The following is a 19639-nucleotide window of genomic DNA, read 5'->3' as shown; positions in this document are numbered from 1 at the left end:
ATACTGGCTGGCGTAATGAGATTCTCAACATTCAAGTCTGACCCTTTATTTGCATAAGCGGAGAAATCACGCGGATTCAGGTTTACGCTTTGAATTAAATAAGGTGGCTATCGCGGCTGGATTAGACGGGAAAAATAAATGTAAATACGATGCCGTCAAACCACGGCTGCGGTAAATTTCTTCGCCCGGCGCTGGATGGCGCTGTCGGCGACCACAGCCAATCGGATCAGGCGTATTATCCGATGCGGAACGATGATGGGCGTGGGCGCGAATATCGCCCTCGGGCAACACGGCGGTTTGCATCCCCTGGCAACCACCGCGATCTCGCATCGCCGCTTGACCGCTCAACAGCCCGAGCATCTCAAAGCTATTTCCACTCAGATCACGCAGGCTTTCTAGGCAATACATAAAACCACCGCACTCCGCCAAAATGACCTTATCCGCCAAATAAAAATCGCGAATTTGCGATCGCATCACAGTGTTTTCAGCCAAGGCGCTGGCGTGTAATTCGGGGTATCCACCTGGCAACCACAACACATCTGCGTCTGGTAATTGCTGGTCCAGCAAAGGGGAAAAATACATCAACTCCGCGCCCATATCTTTCAGCATTTGGAGATTGGCGGCGTAAATAAAACTAAAGGCATCGTCACGCGCAATGGCAATGCGCTGCCCCAAAAGTAGCGGTGCAACAACTGGCAGTTCGCGAGAGCTGAACTCCACCGGCGCGGGCAATGTTGCAAGCGCGCCCTGAGCAATCATTGCTGCTGCTTTATTAAAACACCTCTCTAGTTCGTCGCGCACTTCACTTGCTTGCACCAAACCTAAATGGCGCTCCGGCAAACTAATTTCAGGGTCACGACTCATTGTGGCCAATAATGGTAAGTGTGCGGGCAAGGCATTTGCTATCAGTTGACGGTGCCGATCAGAAGCGCAGTTATTTGCGATCAAGCCAAGCACACGTACATCATCGCGATAATTCGCCAATCCTGTCGCAAGGGCGGCGGCGGTCTGCGCCATGCCCTTAACATCCATCAGCAATGCCACTGGAATATTAAACGTCGCGGCTAAATCTGCACTAGACGGCTCGCCGTCAAACATTCCCATAGCGCCTTCGACTAAAATTAAATCAGCAGTTTCAGCTGCCTGATAAAACTGGTGGCGACAGTAGTCCTCCCCTGCCATCCACAAGTCTAATTGCACGACGGGGTGGCCAGAGGCTTGCTCTAGAATTTGCGGGTCAAGATAATCCGGCCCCATTTTGAAAATGCGAACCTGGCGCCCCTGCAGACTATGATAACGAGCAATCGCCGCAGTGATAGTGGTTTTACCCTGTCCCGACGACGGTGCGGCAATAAACAGGGCCGGGCAAAAAATACTACTCATAGTGAATTATCGTTAATGCAGTTGAAGTGACGGCAAACTTTCTCATTAGTGAAAATTAATAAGGCAGTTAAGAGCGAACTAAATCGAAGAAGTTATCCACTAACAAATCGGGGTTTGCATCTGCAACCGGGGCGCCATGGTTATAGCCATAGCTAACACAGGCAACCGGCATGCCTGCCGCCCTTGCAGCCCTTACATCGTTGACTGAGTCACCCACCATTACCGTGTTCGCCACATCAACGCCAAGCTGTTCACACGCCAACAATAGAGGGGCAGGATCAGGCTTGCGCACCGCCAAGGTGTCACCACCAACCAGCACGGGCATAAATTGTTGCAGGCCGAAATGAACCAGAATAGGGTCGCTAAAACGAGCAGGCTTATTAGTCACACAGGCCATCCGTATACCCTGCTGATGCCAGTTTGATAAGGCGTCATACACACCATCATACAGCACCGTTTGCTCACAACTATGCTCACCGTAATGGTCAAAAAACACCGCGAGCAATTGATCAATTAAAGACGGGCTTACCGCATTTTCTGGAATTTCTAAGGCGTTGGCCAAAGCGCGCTGCACTAATTTGCGCGCACCATTGCCAACCCACGACCGCGTGCGCACAAGACCTGCGGGGGTGTAATAAAGCTGTTCTAAACTCGCATCTAATGCCGCTGCCAGATCCGGCACGCTATCAATTAGCGTGCCGTCCAAATCAAATAAAATTGCTTTTAATTCGCGACCGTCGAGCAGGCCCTGCAGTGTCTTCATACGCTAGCGAGTTCACTTCTCATTTTTTCAATGACGTCCGCATAAGCGCCACCATTAAAAATAGCAGAACCCGCTACAAAAGTGTCTGCCCCTGCCGCGGCAATTTCTGCGATATTTTTAGCTGAAATTCCGCCGTCGACCTCTAAGCGGATATCGCGACCCGAGGCATCGATAAGTGCCCGCACTTCCTTTATCTTATCTATCGTTGACGGGATAAAACTTTGCCCACCAAATCCCGGATTGACTGACATCAGCAAAATTATGTCGAGTTTATCCATGACATATTTCAAAACCTCAGGGCCGACCGCAGGATTTAAAACCAAACCGGCTTTGCAACCCGCATCGCGAATCATCTGCAGTGAACGGTCAACGTGGGTTGAAGCATCTGGGTGAAAGGTAATTATGCTAGCCCCTGCTTCGGCGAAATCAGTAATCATACGATCAACTGGCGACACCATTAAATGCACATCGATTTGTGCTTTTACACCGTGTTTACGCAGTGCTTTGCAGACCATTGGCCCAATCGTTAAATTGGGCACATAGTGATTATCCATCACGTCGAAATGGACGATGTCCGCACCCGCTTCCAGCACCGCGTCAACCTCCGCGCCCAGACACGCAAAGTTTGCCGACAATATAGAAGGTGCTATCCAATAATCTGTCATATTCATTTCCGCTTGTTTGACTATATAAATATTATCCGCGCCGTTAAGCACAAACACGTGAATTCAATGCCTAGCATTTTACGACCATTTGCCCACAGAATCAGCCACCACTCTAAGAGCTTAAAAACGCATCCAGCGCCGCTAGGCGATCAGGGGTACCAATATCCCACCAGTGGCCCTCATACAGTTGCCCACTCAGGGCCTGCCTTAATATCGCCGCCACCATCACGGGCTTTAATGCACGCCGGCCAAGACTAAACTCACTAAACACCGAAGGTCGCCACACACTGATGCCCGAAAAAGTGGTCGTATTATTGGCCGCCGCACTGTCCGGCTTTTCTGTAAGTAGCCCATTCGCACTGAGGACAAAGTCGCCCAGCGGATTATGTGATGGATTTTTTATCATCACCAAGTGTCCCGCTTCCGGCTTACAGCTCATTAATGTCGCGAAATCAAAATCCGTCCAAATATCGCCGTTCACTAGTAAAAAGGGGGCGTCATTATTCTCGCCGCTCAGCAGCGGCAGAGCTTGCACAATGCCACCGCCGGTTTCCAGAGGCTCTTCTTCGCGGGAGACAAAAATACGAACACCATAACGACTGCCATCACCCAAGTAGGTTTCCAGCTGGTCTGCCAGCCACGAGCAGTTGACGACTATATCAGTGATGCCCGCTGCGGCTAATTTCTCAATATGATAGTCAATTAAGGCTTTACCGCCAGCACGCAACAAGGGCTTTGGCGTATGGTCCGTCAACGGGCGCATCCGTGTACCCAAGCCTGCAGCGAGTATCATCGCTTTCACAACGCAAGCTCCTTAAACCAAGCTTGCTTGACGATAAGGGGGATTAACTTGTCTTCAAACCAGGCACAAAACGGCTCGAACTCAGGATATTGACTCGCCACGCTCAAGGTATAAGTGATAACCAGGGGCAAATCGTCCAGATACGCCGATTTACCATCGCGCAGATGCAAACGGGCAAAAATACCCAGCACCTTGATATGGCGCTGCAAGCCCATCCAGTCAACGTCCTGTAAAAAATCGGACTCGCTAATATTGCCCAGCAACCCTGATCGCATAGCCATTTGCCGATACACCGCTATCCAATCGTCGACTTGTTCCGGCGACCAGCTGATATAACAGTCCCGCACCAAAGACACTAAGTCGTAAGTGATTGGCCCTTGCACCGCATCCTGAAAATCGATCATGCCGAGGCTTTCATCCGGCAAAACCATGAGATTGCGACTATGAAAGTCGCGGTGCACCACCACCTGTGCCTGTTGTAGGGCACGCAGGCTCAATTTTTCAAACACATTATTCAATAGCGCCCGCTCATCGGCGCTTAAGCGGTATTGCAAAAGGCCCTCCACAAACCATTCTGGGAATAGACCCATTTCGGTATGTAGCCGCGCGCTGTCGTAAAGCGGCAATTTGTGAGCATTGCTAGGAATAGCCTGCATTGCCAACAACACGCGGAAGGCGCGACGATAATAATGATCCGCCGCCGCACTGTTCACTAGCAACGGGCACAGTAACTGATCACCAAAATCTTCCTGCAGCAAAAAGCCCCGTGCTTCGTCCCAAGCCAGTAGTTTAGGCACGCGCGCAGCATGGCGACTCAACAGCGCCTGCACTGTCGCGAAGGACAAATTGTCTTCTTTATCTGGCGGTGCATGAACAGCGATGACAGTGCCACCAGCCTTCAACGACATTCGATAATAGCGGCGAAAACTCGCGTCACCGGACACGACATCCAGCTCATTGGCCGCATCGCCGGCAGACAAGTCCAGCTGCTGAAGGCACCAAGCATGCAGCTCGCTTAAAATGTGATCCATATATTATTCCGTCAATGAGCCTGTTGAGCGATCTTTGAGAAGCGTTTTTTCGCCTTTTATGCACTCAGGCGGGCATCCTAGCAGAGAATGCTTTATTATCCACCTTCGCCAATCCGGGCTCCATCGCCAGAATAAAATCACTAACCGATGCCAGCGTTTCGTCTACTCCTAATCTCTCTTCTCACCACCCTATCAGGGGCGGCGATAGCACAGGTTAATACCAGCGCAGATTGTGGCAGTACTGACGCCTCAGCACTTAATACCGACACGTCTGAATTGCCACTTTATTACCAGCACTGGCACTGGGTACCTAACTCCCACCTTAGCGACGCCTCTAAATGTGGACTAAGCCCGGGCTGCCAAGGTAGATTCATAGAGCCATCACGAAATTGGCAGGGCTCAGACCAATCACCGCTAAAAGCGCCGCTAAACGTGTCTGCCGACACCATAGAGTCAGTCGGCACTAAAGCGACTATGACCGGCGACGTGCAATTGCGTAAAGGCGACCTAAGCCTGGATGCCGGTTACGCACAATATAATCGCAGTAATAATACGGTGCTGCTGCGTGACAATGTGGTATTGCGCCAACCCGGTATTATGTTGCGCGGTGAGTTCGCCCAAATTGACACAAATAAAGGCCTAGGCTCGCTGGAACAAGCAGAGATTCTAAGTTTTGACACCGGTGCCCGCGGCACAGCCGGCCGAATTGCGCGGCCAGATTACTCCCGCTTTGAACTAGAACAAGCAAGTTACACGCAGTGCACCCCTGACAATGAAACATGGTCTCTGCACGCCGACAGCATTGATTTAAATTACGACAGTGGTCGAGGAGTTGCCCGCGGCACCAGTATCCGAGTCTATGACATTCCCGTATTTTACAGTCCGTATCTGAACTTCCCCGTTGACGAGCGTCGCGCCACTGGCTTTTTATTCCCGTCAATTGGCTTTGCCGACAGCAGCCTAGACATCTCAACGCCGTACTATCTAAACCTTGCGCCTAACTACGACGCGATTATCACCCCTAGGTTTATTGAACAACGGGGTGAGGCACTTGAAACCGAATTGCGCTACTTAAATAAGTACAGCGAATGGGCTGTCAACACCAGCTACCTGCCCAATGACAAACGAGATGAGATCGACCGCTGGTTGCTGGGTATTAGTGAAAACGGCTATATGAATGAGCGCTGGGGCACCGAGATAGACTTCACCAAAGTCAGCGATGACGAGTATTTCCGCGACCTCGGACTGGCCAATTTAGCCGTAAAACGCAGCAGCCACCTCAATCAGCAAGCCGCAGTAAACTATAATTCAGACGACTGGAGCGGCCGTATAGAAGTTCAACGCTACCAGACGGTTGCGGCAGTGGAAGACCCCTATCAAAAATTGCCGCAGCTGCGTCTAAACTACCAATCACCAGCCAAAAACTTCCAACTAGAACCCAGCATGGAGTTTGAGTACACCCAGTTCGATCACCGCGACAAGCTTAGCGAAGGCGGCAACAAAATAACCGGACAGCGCCTGTTTGGCACTGCCGGTGCCAGCCTACCTATGCGCTGGCGCTGGGGCTTTGTAGAACCTGCCTTCAAAAGCCGCCATGTGGCCTATGAGCTCGAGGACGCCGACTTAGTTGGCATCGACAACCAGCTTAGCGCCAATAGCAGTCAATTTACCCTAGACAGCGGCTTGTACTTTGAACGAGATCTCAGCATCACCGATCAAGACTGGACTCAAACCCTTGAGCCACGACTGTTTTATCGCTATTCAGAGTACGTTGACCAAAGCGATCAGCCCGACTTCGACAGCTCAGCTCTGACTTTTACTTATCAGCAGCTATTTCGCGACACGCGTTTCACTGGTCACGACCGCTTAGATGATGCCAACCAGGTCGCCGTTGGGGTCAGTAGCCGTTTTATCAATAACGAAGCTGGCCGAGAGGTGCTTACCGCTAGCCTCGGCCAGCTGCACTATTTTGACGACGGGCGAGTGCAGCTACCCGGCGACGATGTGCGGAAAAGCAATAATTCAGATTTAGCCGGCCAAATTCGCATTCTGCCCGACGACTATCGCTGGCTGAGCGTCGATGTTTTATATGATGCTCGCCAAGGGGTGCTCAATCAGACCAATCTAAGCTACCATCAGCGCAGCGATAGCGGCGCCTTATTTAATGCCGGTTATACATTTCGCCGCGAGGGGAATACCCTTGGCGGTTTAGAGAATGATGTTAAGCAAGGCGATGTCTCAATAAGCTTGCCGCTAAACGACCAGTGGAAGCTGTACGCCAAAACCCAGTACGATTTTGAAGACAATCGACCCGTCGAGAATCTGATTGGTGCGGAATACCAAAATTGCTGTTGGCTGACCCGTATTGTTTATCAGCGGGCCTTGGAACCCGACAACGACATCGGGTCTAACCTTAGCAGCACAGGCAATACCGGGACTCAAAACAACTCGGCCGTGTTGATCGAATTTCAGTTAAAAGGACTCGGGGGCCTAGGCACCGCAGTCACCAGTGTTTTAAAGGACAGTATTTTTGGCTACTTATCTGATGAATAATATGCGCTTACTAAAAGCTTTCACCGCCGTGCTACTAATCGCACTTGCCCCACTCACCCAGGCCGAAACCAAATGGCTAGACAAGGTGGTGGCCATCGTCGATGACGACATCATTCTTGCCAGCGAACTCGATGAACGCCTAGATAGTATCAAGGCCAATATTGCGCGGACAGGCAAACAAGCACCGCCAGAAGAGGAGCTCCGCAAAGAAATTCTCGACTTACTGGTGCTCGAAAATATTCAGATGCAAATGGCAAACCGCTACGGCTTGCGCATTGAAGACGAAGAGCTTAACGCAGCGGTTGCACGTATAGCCGCTAACAACAATATGACCCTATCGCAATTCCAACAGGCGTTGACGTCGAGCGGTGCATCCTATCTCGCGGTTCGCGAACAAATTGGCCGTGAAATGATTCTCCAGCGCGTACAAATGGGCAATGTGAACCAACGCATTCAAGTGACGGAGCAGGAAATTCAAAACTACCTGCAATCCTCAGAAGGCAAAGAGGTCACGTCGCCAGAATTCCATTTTTCTCATATTCTTATTCCGGTTAGCTCAGAAGCTACCGACACCGAGCGCAAAGCGGCTGAAAACAGGGCTAAAGCCTTAAGCGCAAAACTGCGCTCCGGTAAAGATGTCGACAATGCGAACACCGATATCAGCATCAGCGATCTTGGCTGGCGCAAAGGCACCGAGCTTCCCGCCCTGTTTAAAGGTGTAGCGTCAAAAATGACCGATGGCGATGTATCAGAGCCACTGCAAAGCGCCAGCGGTTTCCATATCATCAAACTCTTGGAAAGCCGCGGCGTAAAACAACTGGTTAAACAGACTCGTGCCAGCCATATTCTGCTCAAACCCTCTGCGATTCGCGACGAAGCACAAACCATTGCACTGGCCAAGCAACTGCGTCAGCGCGCTTTAAATGGCGAAGACTTCCGCGAGTTAGCTAAAGAGTATTCCGAAGATATCGGCTCTGCCCAAGAAGGCGGCGACCTCGGCTGGACCACCCCCGGGCAGCTCGTCCCTGAGTTCCAAAAGGCAATGGACGAAACCAGCCCCGGCGAAATTCATGTGCCAGTCGCAAGCCAATTCGGCTGGCATGTTATCAAAGTGGTTGAGCGCCGCACCAAGGACGTGACCAATGATATGCGCAAGCAAATCGCTCGCAATGCATTGCACGAGCGCAAATACGCCGATGAGCTTGATATATGGCTTCGTAAAATCCGCAGCGAAGCCTTTGTCGACATCAAAATTTAATGCCATCACGTATTGCCATTACCCCCGGCGAACCTGCCGGGGTCGGACCTGAGCTTTTAGTTAAGCTCGCCCAACAAGATTTTGACGCCGAATTAATTGCCTTTGCCGACCCCGCTTTGTTAATTCAGCGTGCCGCTGATATCGGCCTGCCCTTACACATAAGCGAAGCCGACTTTAGCGCCGCGCCGATGGCACATCGCAGCGGTCATTTGCGGGTGGTGAGTATTCCCTGCCACAGCCCTGCTGAAGCCGGTATTCTCAATGTCGACAATGCTCATTACGTATTGGAAACGCTGCGCCGCGCAACCGACGCATGTAAGAACGGCGACTGCCAAGCGCTCGTCACTGGGCCTGTGCAAAAATCGATTATTAACGACGCCGGCATTCCCTTTAGCGGTCATACCGAATTTTTGGCTGAGCGCTGCCATGTCGATAAAGTTGTCATGATGCTCGCCACCGAGCAACTGCGGGTCGCGCTGGTCACCACGCATTTGCCGCTGAGCGCCGTTCCCGCCGCCGTCACCAGTGACAACCTGCAACGCGTCACCGAAATTTTACACGGTGCACTACTGCAGCAGTTTGGCTGCCAGCAGCCGCGCATTTTGGTGCTAGGACTAAACCCCCACGCCGGCGAAGGTGGCCATATGGGCAGAGAGGAAATCGATACGATTATTCCCTGTCTGGAGCAACTGCGAACACGCGGCTGGCACTTAAGTGGCCCCTTACCCGCAGACACCGCATTTACGCCACATCATCTTGAACACTGCGACGCGGTGCTGGCGATGTACCACGACCAGGGCCTGCCCGTACTTAAGTATCAGGGATTTGGCCGAGCCGTAAATATCACCCTTGGCCTGCCGATTGTTCGCACTTCAGTCGACCACGGCACCGCGCTGGATTTAGCCGGCAGCGGCCGCGCCGACAGCGGCAGTTTCTATGCCGCGCTCACCACCGCCATCTCAATGGCGGAGCACAGCAGCAGGAATAGTCTTTAATGCAATCACCTCCACAGCACCAAGCGCGCAAACGCTTTGGTCAGAATTTCCTCAATGATCAAGGTATTATTCGCCGCATAGTCCGCGCCGTTAGTCCGCTAGAAAATCAGCGAGTGCTGGAAATCGGTCCCGGCCAAGGCGCGATCACCGAGTCAATTCTTGCCTCTGGATGTCAACTCGACGTGATTGAGTTAGACCGCGACCTTATTCCGATTCTTGAGGGAAAATTCGGCGGCGAAACTAATTTCCGAATTCATCAGGGTGACGCGCTCAAATTCGACTTTACCGCCTTAGCTGCGGGCGACAAGCTACGCGTGGTCGGCAATCTGCCCTACAACATCTCTACGCCGCTCATTTTCCACCTGCTTACCGCCCATAACTGCATTGCTGACATGCATTTTATGCTGCAAAAAGAAGTGGTAGATCGGCTCGCCGCCCAGCCCGGCAGCAAGACCTACGGGCGGCTCGGCATCATGGCCCAATATTTTTGTGAAGTAGAATCGCTATTTGATGTGCCACCGGAAGCTTTTACCCCCCGTCCCAAGGTACAATCCGCCATCGTTAGACTAACGCCCTACGAAACACCACCGTGCCCAGCGAACAATGTCGAGACCCTGCAAACGGTCTTGCGCAGCGCTTTCAACCAGCGCCGAAAAACCTTGCGCAATACCTTAAAAGCGGTTATCGATAGCGAGGCGATAGAAAGCTTGGGTATCGACTCTGGCCTTCGTCCTGAACAACTGGGCTTAGCGGACTATGTTGCCATCGCCAATGCGGTGGACAGCAACAGCGAGTAATTTGCGGAGCACATCATGACCGAATCAGAACCAGTAGAAATCCAGGTAGAGAGTCAATTTCTACCCGACCAATCAGAGCCCGCACAGCAACGCTTTGCCTTTGCCTACACCATTACAATTCGCAATACCGGCGAAGAGGCTGTTCGCCTTTTAAACCGGCATTGGATTATTACTGACGGCGACAATCAGGTTCAGGAGGTACAAGGCGAAGGGGTTATTGGCAAACAACCCTTGATTGGCCCTGGCGAATCCTTTAGCTACACATCGGGAGCGGTCATCGACACCGCCGTTGGCACCATGGAAGGCAGCTACGAAATGATTAGTGCTTCTGGTCGTCCATTTATCGCGCCTATTGGCATTTTCTCTCTCGCACGCCCATCGGCATTGCATTAAGGCGCTCGCGTGGGCCGATACGCGGTAGGTGACTTGCAGGGCTGCCTAGCGCCCCTGCAATGCCTGTTAGATCAAGTTAGCTTTAATCCTCAGCGCGACCAGCTCTGGCTGGTTGGCGACCTCATTAATCGCGGCCCGGACTCCCTCGATACGCTGCGCTATCTTTATAGCATCAAAGAATCACTGCGCATTACCCTTGGCAATCACGACCTCCACTGCATTGCCTTAGCCCGCGGCACCACTGAGCGCGGACGCCACCCCACCCTCCAAGCGCTGCTAAACGCCCCAGACTGTGACGAGCTCATGCACTGGCTACTGCAGCAGGCCTTGGTGCGTAAATCAGACGATGGCCGCTACCTAATGAGCCACGCCGGCATTCCCAGCGCGTGGACTAGCGAACAAGCGCTCGCGCTTAGCCGCGAAGTCGAAACGGTATTACAAAGCCCCCATGTAGACGACTTCTTTCGCAATATGTACGGCGATGAGCCACTAACTTGGGACGACAACCTTACCGGCTACGATCGCCTGCGTGCCATCACCAATCATTTAACCCGCATGCGTATTTGCGATGTCACGGGCAAACTGGAACTGAGTTTCAAAGGGGGCGCCGCCGACATTCCAGCACCCTACCGGCCATGGTTTGAATGGCAAGCCGAAGGCAGCCGCAGCGAAACACTCATCTTCGGCCACTGGGCAGCACTGGAGTGCGAAACCAATCGCAGCGATATCATTGCGCTAGACAGCGGCTGCGTTTGGGGCCGCCACATGACGATGCTGAATATGGATAGCGGGGAGTTTCATCGGTGTTCTTGCTAATTGCTGGACGCTTGAGGAGAGACGGGAGATGCGTGCTTGAGTGTGTCGGACGTCGGGGGCCTGAAGTCGGACGCTAAGGGCATTCGCTTTGCTCATTCAAAAACCCGTTCGAACTCCTTTTGATTTTTCATCAGACTTCCGACATCTGACTCGGTTTTAGTCGGACGTCGGACGTCAGAAGCCTGAAGTCGGACGCCAGGGACATTCGCTTTGCTCACTCAAAAACTCGCTCGGACTGTTTTTGAATTTTCGTCAGACACCCGACACCCGACGTCCGACTCGCCCTTTTGCTATACTCCCTGCAAATACCCAACACCGAACTCTGCACCATGAAAACCTATCTCGTCGGCGGCGCCGTGCGCGACAAATTATTAGGCTACCCCTTTCACGAACGAGACTGGGTGGTGGTGGGTGCACGTCCAGAAGATTTGCTCGACCAAGGCTTTCAACAAGTTGGCAAAGACTTCCCGGTTTTTTTGCACCCTAAGTCTAAGGAAGAGTATGCCCTCGCTCGCACAGAGCGAAAATCCGGTGTTGGATATCACGGCTTCATCTGCGATTTCAGCCCTGACATCACTCTTGAAGAGGATCTCAGCCGCCGCGACCTAACCATCAATGCGATAGCTGAAGATGACAGCGGCGAGATCATTGATCCCTACGGCGGCCTGCAAGATCTAAATAATCGCCTGCTTCGTCATGTATCACCGGCTTTTAGTGAAGACCCGCTGCGTATTTTGCGGGTTGCGCGCTTCGCGGCGCGCTACGCTCACCTCGGTTTTACGGTCGCAGACGAAACCCAAGTCTTAATGCGAGAAATGAGCGACAACGGCGAGCTTGCGACCATCGCCGCCGAGCGTATTTGGGTGGAGTTATACAAGGCACTAAACGAGAAATCACCCGAGGTATTTTTTCAGGTTTTACTCAGGTGCCGCGCCTTACATGCGCTATTTCCGATGTGGCCTCCGGCGTTAAGCACGGCAACACTAAACAGCTTGGCAAAAGCCGCTGAAGCAGGGGCCGATGCGGATATTCGCTTCGCTATAAGCTGTAGCGACTTAGATGCAGAGCAATGTAGAACCCTATGTCGCGAATTGCGCGCCAGCAATAGCGCCGCATGGCTTGCCGAGCGCTGCGCCGCCAATATTCCCCTGCCAACACTGAATAGCGCTGTAGATTGGCTAGCATTGCTGGAAAGTTTTGATTACACGCGACGCCCGCAGCTATTAGGTTCATTTGTCGTCGTCGCAAGATTGCGCTTGCCCGACGAACAGCGCCTAGAACCAGTGCTAGACGCCGCTAGCGCATTGCGGGAAATTCGAGCTGCAGACTTAATCGCCAAGGGCTTTACAGGCCCCGCATTAGGAGAGGCGCTGCGAGCAGCACGCTTAAAGCGTCTGACAGAACTGAATGCCTAGCCCTCAGAAATATTGCTACCCTGCCACTGAAATGGCACTCGCCACAATTTTTGATCGGAGGAATAAGCAGCCCACAAATCACGGTAGCTGCGCCCATCAATAGGATGGCAATGATCTGGCGCTATCTCGGTGAGCGGCAATAGTACAAAGGCATTGTAGAGAACTTCATCGCGGGGCAGCTCGATGCCGCTGTGACAGCCAGTGAGCTCACCATAACTTAAAATATCAATATCTAAGGTGCGCGGACTAAACTTAGGCGCGTTCGGCAAGCGGCCATTGCTTAACTCAATGTCGCGCAGCTGCGCGGCCAAGTCAGCCAAGGGTATGTCAGTAGAAAACCCCACCGCCATATTTAAAAAAAGCGTGCCTTGAAAACCCACCGACTCGCTTTCATAAACACGGGACAACATCAATGGGCCGAAATGCTGACTGAGGGTATCGAGCGCAATGGTCATATGCCGGTAACGGCTGGTATTACTACCCAAGCTTAAAAAAACCTCGGACATAATTAGCGCTGACCACGCTCAATAATAATCCCAACATCCTGCGCTTGGCGCATTGCACCGGGCTTACTCAAGCTCAGGCGCAACCAGGGCACCTTGAATTCACTCATAATCATTTCTGCACAGCGCTGAGCCAAGGTCTCGACTAAGGCAAAATCGCTCTCTTTTACAAAACGCTCTACGGTTTCAGTAACGGCTTTATAATTTAAGGTGAGGCTAATATCGTCGCCCGCCGCTGCGGGACGAATGTCGGTGCCCAACTCAAGATCCAACACCAAGCTCTGGCGGTGGGCGCGCTCAAAATCGTAAATACCGATAACCGCATCGGCTTGCAAACCACGTATATACACAATATCCATAAACTGCCCTTTGCCCGACACGGAATAAATCAGACTGGAGTTAATTCGGTCATCGGCCAGCGGGGCCGTATTGAAACGCCTAAATCTTCGTGTTGGCCGGCCCGCAATCGACAATGCCCCGCATACGCGATCATCGCACCGTTATCGGTACAAAATTCTGGGCGTGGATAAAATACACTGCCACCTGATTTGGCCAATTTCTGCGCCAAGCGTTCACGCAGCACTTTATTAGCACTCACACCACCGGCCATCACTAAGGTGCTTAAATTCTCTTGAACCAGTGCTCGGGTGCATTTAATCACCAAGGTATCGACTACCGCCTCTTGAAACGCAACTGCGATGTCTGCCTGATCCTGCTCATTATACGTCCCCGCCTCTTTGCTGGCAGCGACGGTATTTAAGGTAAATGTTTTCAAACCGCTAAAACTAAAATCTAAGCCCGGACGATTTACCATTGGCCGTGGAAATGTGTAGCGGCCGACGATTCCTCGCTCTGCCGCCTTCGCTACCTGCGGCCCGCCGGGATACCCCAAGCCGAGCATTTTTGCAGCCTTGTCAAAAGCCTCGCCAGCGGCGTCATCGAGTGACTCACCCAGAATACGGTATCGACCTATGCCATCAACGCGCACCAGCTGGGTATGGCCACCGGAAACAAGTAATGCAATAAATGGAAAGCTCGGCGCATTTTCCTCAAGCATCGGGGCCAATAAATGCCCTTCCATATGATGTACTGCAACAGCGGGAATCCCCCAGCCGTATGCCATAGCGCGACCGGCACAAGCCCCCACCATTAACGCTCCCGCCAGCCCTGGGCCATTGGTAAATGCGACGCCATCTAAATCGCTGCCGCGCATACCGGCCTTTTCCAAGACTTCACGCACCAGCGGCAGCAGTTTGCGCACGTGATCGCGCGAAGCTAGTTCCGGCACCACACCGCCAAATTCAGCGTGCAGCGCTATCTGGCTATAAAGAGCCTCTGCAAGCAAACCCCGCTCAGAATCGTATATCGCCACACCTGTTTCATCACAGGAGGTTTCCAGTCCCAAAACACGCACTTTCAGACATCCCACACTAATTGAGGGCGCATGATACTGGCTCAGTTGGATTCGCACCAGTAATCGCCTTAATGGCTTTGCTTTTTGCCACAACAGAGTATAGAATTCAGCGCCCTTGGAGTGCCGCTTTCAATTTAGCGGTGCAAACAGCAAATTTTGCACATTGATTAGGACAGGTTTAACGAATGCCTTCAGTCAAACTCAAAGAAAACGAACCATTTGATATCGCCCTACGCCGTTTTAAGCGTTCTTGCGAGAAAGCAGGCGTATTAGCAGAAGTTCGTCGTCGTGAATTCTACGAGAAGCCAACTTCTGTTCGTAAGCGCCAAGCAGCAGCCGCTGTTAAGCGTCACGCTAAAAAAGTATCACGCGACAACAAAAAGCAACAACGCCTCTACTAAGACACTCCTTTCAAGAGTGCTTAGTAGCGCCTTTGCGCTTTAGCTACGCCCCTCCTTCTATAAAGGAAACTCTGCGAGCCCATGGCAGATCAAACGCTTAAACAAACACTCACAGACGCGATGAAAGCCGCGATGCGAGCCAAAGACAAAGCGACATTGAATGCCGTGCGACTCATACTCGCAGAAATAAAACGCATTGAAGTCGACGAGCGCATTGATATTGATGATGTGCGCGTTCTGGCTGTGCTCGACAAAATGTGTAAGCAACGCCGTGACTCGATCAGCCAGTATGAAAATGCTGGCCGTGAAGATCTGGCAGAGCAGGAGCGCTTTGAAATGGGCGTCATCCAATCTTATATGCCCACCCCCTTAAGCGACGAAGAGCTAGAAGGCCTCATTAAAGAAGCCATTATCAGCAGCGGCGCCGAAGCGGTTAAAGACATGGGCAAGGTTGTTGCTGTACTCAAGCCCCAGGTTCAGGGCCGCGCCGACATGGGTGCCGTTAGCCAGAAGATTAAAGCGCTACTGGCCTAAGCTCTAGGCAATTGCCAACACCAACACCGACTGATACGCTCACTCAACTTCTGCTCCGGAAACACTAACGTGGCCGCAAAAGGACGTATCCCCCAATATTTTATCGACGATCTACTCTCCCGAGTTGATATCGTTGACGTCATAAATCGCCGCGTATCGCTCAAAAAAACCGGCAAGAATTACAGTGCCCGCTGCCCTTTCCACGAAGAAAAAACGCCCTCCTTTAGCGTTAACCCAGACAAACAATTTTACTACTGCTTTGGCTGTGGCGCGGGCGGCAATGCTGTCGGCTTTATTATGGATTACGAGCGCCAGGATTTTCCCAGCGCCGTCGACAATCTCGCCCACATCGCCGGACTAGAGGTTCCCCGCGAGGAACTCAGTCCGCAGCAGCAGGTAAAACAAGAACGCCGCAAAACCATTTACGATCTGATGGAGCAGGTGTCGGCTTATTATCAAAAGCAGCTTCGCTCAGACCCGCAATCACAGCGCGCGATTGATTACCTAAAGCGTCGCGGCCTAAGCGGCCGCATCGCCCGCGACTTCAATATTGGCTTTGCCCCGCCAGGCTGGGACAATTTGCTAAAAACCTTTGGCGACACAGAGGAGCACAAACAGCAGCTGATTGATGCGGGCATGCTAATTGAAAAAGAAGACGGAAAACTCTATGACCGCTTCCGCGACCGCATCATGTTCCCCATCCGCGACAATCGCGGCCGGGTCATCGCCTTCGGCGGCCGGGTATTAGGTGACGACAAACCCAAGTACCTAAACTCACCGGAAACCGACATTTTCCATAAAGGCAAAGAACTTTACGGCCTGTATCAGGCGCGCCAAAATAATCGCCACCTCGAACAACTGCTGGTGGTAGAGGGTTATATGGATGTGGTCGCGCTTGCCCAGCACGGTATCATGACAGGCATCGCCACCCTTGGCACGGCTAGCAACACCGAGCACCTGCGCACAGCGTTCCGCTACGCGAGCGAACTCATTTTCTGTTTTGACGGTGACGCCGCTGGGCGCAAGGCCGCAGAGCGCGCACTTGAAAACGCACTTCCCGTCATGGAAGACGGCCGCCGAATTAGATTTTTATTTTTACCCGAGGGCGACGACCCCGACAGCGTCGTAAACCGAGATGGCGCCGCCGGATTTCAAAAACTGCTCGCCAATGCCGCGCCACTGGAACGCTATTTTTTTGAATCACTACATGAACAAACCGACCCAGATACACTGGAAGGCAAAGCGCGTCTAAGCAAATTAGCGCTACCGCGGCTGCAACTCCTACCAGACGGCGTATTCCGCCAGCTCATGCTTGATTCACTGGCAAATCGCACCGGTCTTAGCCGTCAGTCGATTGACCAACTGCTCGACGAAGTGCCGGCACCGACTCCGCCGGAAGTCACCGCACCCGCCGCACCCGAACAACGCCGCAGTACACAAAAGCTCACAGCCAAACTACCGGGCTCGCAACGCGACCCGTTACTGTTCGCACTAGCTATGCTGCTGTTCAACCCACGCGGCGCAGCAACGGGGCCAGCAAACATAAATAACAGTGAAGATTCCGCAGCGGCAACGCTACTCAATAACACCATTGCGCTGCTGCGCAAGCGGCCAGACTCCAGCACAGCAATGCTGCTAGGCCACTGGTATGGCCAGCCCGAATACGAGGTTATGACCGAGGCACTCAAAACAATTGAGCTACTCGGCACAGAATTAAACGACGAAAAAGCCGAAGCTGCATTTTTCGACACTTTGGCACACATCGAAACTCAAAAATCGACTCAAGTACTGCGCAACCACGTCGATAAATTACGTAGCGGTAATGAAGTCGACAAACCAGCTAGCGCGAACTACGCTGAACTTAGCGAGGCAGATAAACAGCAGTTGCTTGCGATTCAGCAGCTTTTAAAGCAAAAGCACCGCTTATAAAACAGCAGGCTGACACCGCATACACACTAGTGACTAATTTTTACAGCACCAAACAACAGCGATGAAACGCCATTTACCAGAACAAGTCCGGAATTTACTGGTCGTACCAAGGGTAAATAGAGTATAATTCGCGGCTATTTTTTAACCTGCACCTAACGAGTAATTTGAAAGAATGAGTGACTCAAAGCATCAATCGCGCCTCAAACAACTCATTGCCAAAGGCAAGGAGCAGGGTTATCTAACGTACTCTGAGGTTAACGACCACTTACCGGAAGACATCTCTGATCCGGATCAGGTCGAAGAAATCATCCAAATGATCAACGACATGGGTATTCAGGTGTTTGAACACGCGCCTGATGAGGACACCCTGATCATGGCTGGTAGTGACTCACCAGATGATATCGCCGCCGCAGAGGCCGCCGCAGCCCTGGCAGCCGTTGAGACCGAAACCGGCCGCACCACTGACCCAGTGCGTATGTATATGCGTGAAATGGGTACGGTTGAACTGCTAACCCGCGAAGGCGAGATCGTCATCGCAAAACGGATCGAAGAAGGCATCCGTGAAGTCATGGCCGCACTTGCATTCTACCCAGGCGTTGTCACAGGCGTATTGGGCGAATACAACAAGGTTGTTGCTGAAGAGCGCCGCCTAGGCGACATTATGAGCGGCTATTTAGACCCCGCAGACAATGTGCCCTCGCCACAGGCTCAAGCTGCTGCCGCGGCAGAAGCCAGCGATGATGACGAAGACGCCGTCTCTGGCCCGGATCCAGAAGAAGCTAAAATCCGCTTTGCCGCCCTGCAGAAACAATCCGACAAAGTCGAAAAATCGATTGCCGAGCACGGTCGTTACAGCAAGCAAACTGCCAAAGAATTAAACGCCCTGGGAGAGCTATTTAAGTTCTTCAAGCTCACACCTAGCATGTTCGATCCCTTGATTGAAGAAGTTCGCACCACATTGAGCTCTATTCGCTCAATGGAACGCGAGATCATGACCATTTGCGTGAAGAACGTCGGCATTGATCGCAAAGAGTTTATTCGCAGCTTCCAAGGCAATGAAGCCAATCTAAAGTGGGCTGACGAGCTTCTGAAGAAGCACGCTAAGCTCGCCGACTACAGCGACGTTATCCGCCGTATTCAAAACAAAATAGCCTACATTGAAGAGCGCCAAGACCTGACGATTTCTGATATTAAAGAAATCAACCGTCGCGTATCTATCGGTGAAGCGCGCGCCCGTCGCGCCAAGAAAGAAATGGTCGAGGCCAACCTGCGTTTGGTTATCTCAATAGCGAAAAAATACACCAACCGCGGCCTGCAATTCCTCGACTTAATTCAGGAAGGCAATATCGGCCTGATGAAAGCGGTAGATAAGTTTGAATACCGTCGCGGCTACAAATTCTCTACCTATGCAACGTGGTGGATACGTCAGGCCATTACTCGCTCTATTGCGGATCAGGCGCGCACTATTCGTATTCCAGTGCATATGATTGAAACGATCAACAAGCTGAATCGCATCTCGCGTCAAATGCTTCAGGAAATGGGTCGCGAACCCACACCAGAAGAACTTGGCGAGCGCATGGAAATGCCGGAAGACAAAGTACGTAAAGTACTTAAAATTGCCAAAGAACCTATCTCAATGGAAACCCCCATCGGTGACGATGAAGATTCACACTTGGGCGATTTCATTGAAGACAGCACCATCTCTTCACCCATTGATTCTGCCACTGGCGAAGGTTTGCGTGAAGCGACTAAAGATGTCTTATCGGGACTTACCGCCCGCGAAGCAAAAGTCTTGCGCATGCGTTTTGGTATCGATATGAACACCGACCACACCCTTGAAGAGGTGGGCAAGCAGTTCGACGTAACGCGCGAGCGTATTCGTCAGATCGAAGCGAAGGCCTTACGTAAATTGCGTCACCCAACTCGCTCAGATCACCTGCGCAGCTTCCTAGACGAATAAGTCCGGTGATAAGAGCCGAGCTTGCCA

Annotated in this window: 19 protein-coding genes; 11 read left to right on the top strand and 8 right to left on the bottom strand. The window is 52.1% G+C overall.

Annotated elements, in window-relative coordinates:
* Positions 1-66 precede the first annotated feature (66 nt).
* The 5 genes from KXJ70_RS18590 to KXJ70_RS18570 form a co-directional block, all read right to left on the bottom strand.
* The gene (locus KXJ70_RS18590; RefSeq protein WP_219045057.1) at positions 67-1383 is read right to left on the bottom strand and encodes a cobyrinic acid a,c-diamide synthase CobB; all 1317 of its coding nucleotides are present in this window, start codon (positions 1381-1383) and stop codon (positions 67-69) included.
* 67 nt (positions 1384-1450) lie between these two features.
* A complete protein-coding gene (locus tag KXJ70_RS18585) occupies positions 1451-2146 on the bottom strand; it encodes a phosphoglycolate phosphatase (RefSeq protein ID WP_219045056.1) in 696 nt (231 codons plus the stop codon).
* A complete protein-coding gene (gene rpe, locus KXJ70_RS18580) occupies positions 2143-2811 on the bottom strand; it encodes a ribulose-phosphate 3-epimerase (protein WP_219045055.1) in 669 nt (222 codons plus the stop codon). Before rpe ends, KXJ70_RS18585 begins: the two co-directional genes overlap by 4 nt.
* Positions 2812-2923: 112 nt before the next feature.
* Complete coding sequence (gene murU / locus KXJ70_RS18575; RefSeq protein WP_255558583.1) at positions 2924-3604, bottom strand: N-acetylmuramate alpha-1-phosphate uridylyltransferase MurU; 681 nt, start codon at positions 3602-3604, stop codon at positions 2924-2926.
* A gap of 5 nt (positions 3605-3609) precedes the next feature.
* Complete coding sequence (locus KXJ70_RS18570) at positions 3610-4644, bottom strand: aminoglycoside phosphotransferase family protein (protein WP_219045053.1); 1035 nt, start codon at positions 4642-4644, stop codon at positions 3610-3612.
* 147 nt (positions 4645-4791) lie between these two features.
* Here KXJ70_RS18570 and KXJ70_RS18565 point away from each other — a divergent pair, with 147 nt between their 5' ends.
* The 7 genes from KXJ70_RS18565 to KXJ70_RS18535 all read left to right on the top strand — a co-directional run bounded on the left by KXJ70_RS18565 (position 4792) and on the right by KXJ70_RS18535 (position 12871).
* Positions 4792-7197 (top strand): LPS-assembly protein LptD, encoded by a 2406-nt coding sequence (locus KXJ70_RS18565; protein WP_219045052.1) that lies wholly within the window; start codon positions 4792-4794, stop codon positions 7195-7197.
* The gene (locus tag KXJ70_RS18560; protein WP_255558578.1) at positions 7190-8455 is read left to right on the top strand and encodes a peptidylprolyl isomerase; all 1266 of its coding nucleotides are present in this window, start codon (positions 7190-7192) and stop codon (positions 8453-8455) included. The genes KXJ70_RS18565 and KXJ70_RS18560 overlap by 8 nt, the downstream gene beginning before the upstream one ends.
* Positions 8455-9450 (top strand): 4-hydroxythreonine-4-phosphate dehydrogenase PdxA, encoded by a 996-nt coding sequence (pdxA, locus tag KXJ70_RS18555; protein WP_219045050.1) that lies wholly within the window; start codon positions 8455-8457, stop codon positions 9448-9450. The genes KXJ70_RS18560 and pdxA overlap by 1 nt, the downstream gene beginning before the upstream one ends.
* Positions 9450-10247 carry a 16S rRNA (adenine(1518)-N(6)/adenine(1519)-N(6))-dimethyltransferase RsmA gene (gene rsmA / locus KXJ70_RS18550; protein WP_219045049.1) on the top strand — a complete coding sequence of 266 codons (798 nt, stop codon included), beginning with the start codon at positions 9450-9452 and terminating at the stop codon, positions 10245-10247. Before pdxA ends, rsmA begins: the two co-directional genes overlap by 1 nt.
* Positions 10248-10262: 15 nt before the next feature.
* Positions 10263-10640 carry a Co2+/Mg2+ efflux facilitator ApaG/CorD gene (apaG, locus tag KXJ70_RS18545; protein ID WP_219045048.1) on the top strand — a complete coding sequence of 126 codons (378 nt, stop codon included), beginning with the start codon at positions 10263-10265 and terminating at the stop codon, positions 10638-10640.
* A 9-nt stretch (positions 10641-10649) separates the two neighbouring features.
* Positions 10650-11456, top strand: a complete 807-nt coding sequence (locus KXJ70_RS18540; RefSeq protein ID WP_219045047.1) for a symmetrical bis(5'-nucleosyl)-tetraphosphatase — start codon at positions 10650-10652, stop codon at positions 11454-11456.
* Positions 11457-11785: 329 nt separating this feature from the next.
* The gene (locus tag KXJ70_RS18535) at positions 11786-12871 is read left to right on the top strand and encodes a tRNA nucleotidyltransferase/poly(A) polymerase-related protein (RefSeq protein ID WP_219045046.1); all 1086 of its coding nucleotides are present in this window, start codon (positions 11786-11788) and stop codon (positions 12869-12871) included.
* Here the strand turns inward: KXJ70_RS18535 and folK are convergent.
* From folK to tsaD, 3 genes are read right to left on the bottom strand one after another with little or no spacing between them, the layout of a single operon-like run.
* Positions 12868-13377, bottom strand: a complete 510-nt coding sequence (gene folK / locus KXJ70_RS18530; RefSeq protein WP_219045045.1) for a 2-amino-4-hydroxy-6-hydroxymethyldihydropteridine diphosphokinase — start codon at positions 13375-13377, stop codon at positions 12868-12870. The two genes, KXJ70_RS18535 and folK, sit on opposite strands and share 4 nt — an antisense overlap.
* Before the next feature lie 2 nt (positions 13378-13379).
* The gene (folB, locus tag KXJ70_RS18525) at positions 13380-13733 is read right to left on the bottom strand and encodes a dihydroneopterin aldolase (RefSeq protein WP_219045044.1); all 354 of its coding nucleotides are present in this window, start codon (positions 13731-13733) and stop codon (positions 13380-13382) included.
* Between the two features lie 29 nt (positions 13734-13762).
* On the bottom strand, positions 13763-14788 hold the full coding sequence (gene tsaD / locus KXJ70_RS18520) for a tRNA (adenosine(37)-N6)-threonylcarbamoyltransferase complex transferase subunit TsaD (RefSeq protein WP_219045086.1): 1026 nt from the start codon (positions 14786-14788) through the stop codon (positions 13763-13765).
* 185 nt (positions 14789-14973) lie between these two features.
* On the opposite strand from tsaD, the gene rpsU reads away from it, so the two are divergent.
* The 4 genes from rpsU (at position 14974) to rpoD (ending at position 19612) form a co-directional block, all read left to right on the top strand.
* Positions 14974-15189, top strand: coding sequence for a 30S ribosomal protein S21 (gene rpsU, locus KXJ70_RS18515; RefSeq protein ID WP_103682796.1), 216 nt, complete (start codon positions 14974-14976; stop codon positions 15187-15189).
* A gap of 81 nt (positions 15190-15270) precedes the next feature.
* A complete protein-coding gene (locus KXJ70_RS18510) occupies positions 15271-15723 on the top strand; it encodes a GatB/YqeY domain-containing protein (protein WP_219045043.1) in 453 nt (150 codons plus the stop codon).
* A gap of 69 nt (positions 15724-15792) precedes the next feature.
* On the top strand, positions 15793-17652 hold the full coding sequence (gene dnaG / locus KXJ70_RS18505) for a DNA primase (RefSeq protein ID WP_219045042.1): 1860 nt from the start codon (positions 15793-15795) through the stop codon (positions 17650-17652).
* 172 nt (positions 17653-17824) lie between these two features.
* Entirely contained in the window at positions 17825-19612 is a 1788-nt protein-coding gene (gene rpoD / locus KXJ70_RS18500) for an RNA polymerase sigma factor RpoD (protein ID WP_219045041.1), read from the top strand.
* Positions 19613-19639: the final 27 nt, after the last annotated feature.

It is taken from the genome of Zhongshania aquimaris (assembly GCF_019312595.1).
GTDB classification, from domain to species: Bacteria; Pseudomonadota; Gammaproteobacteria; order Pseudomonadales; family Spongiibacteraceae; genus Spongiibacter; species Spongiibacter aquimaris.
The sequence above is the reverse complement of the archived record's forward strand: the minus strand, read 5'-3'. Positions and strand labels throughout refer to the sequence as shown.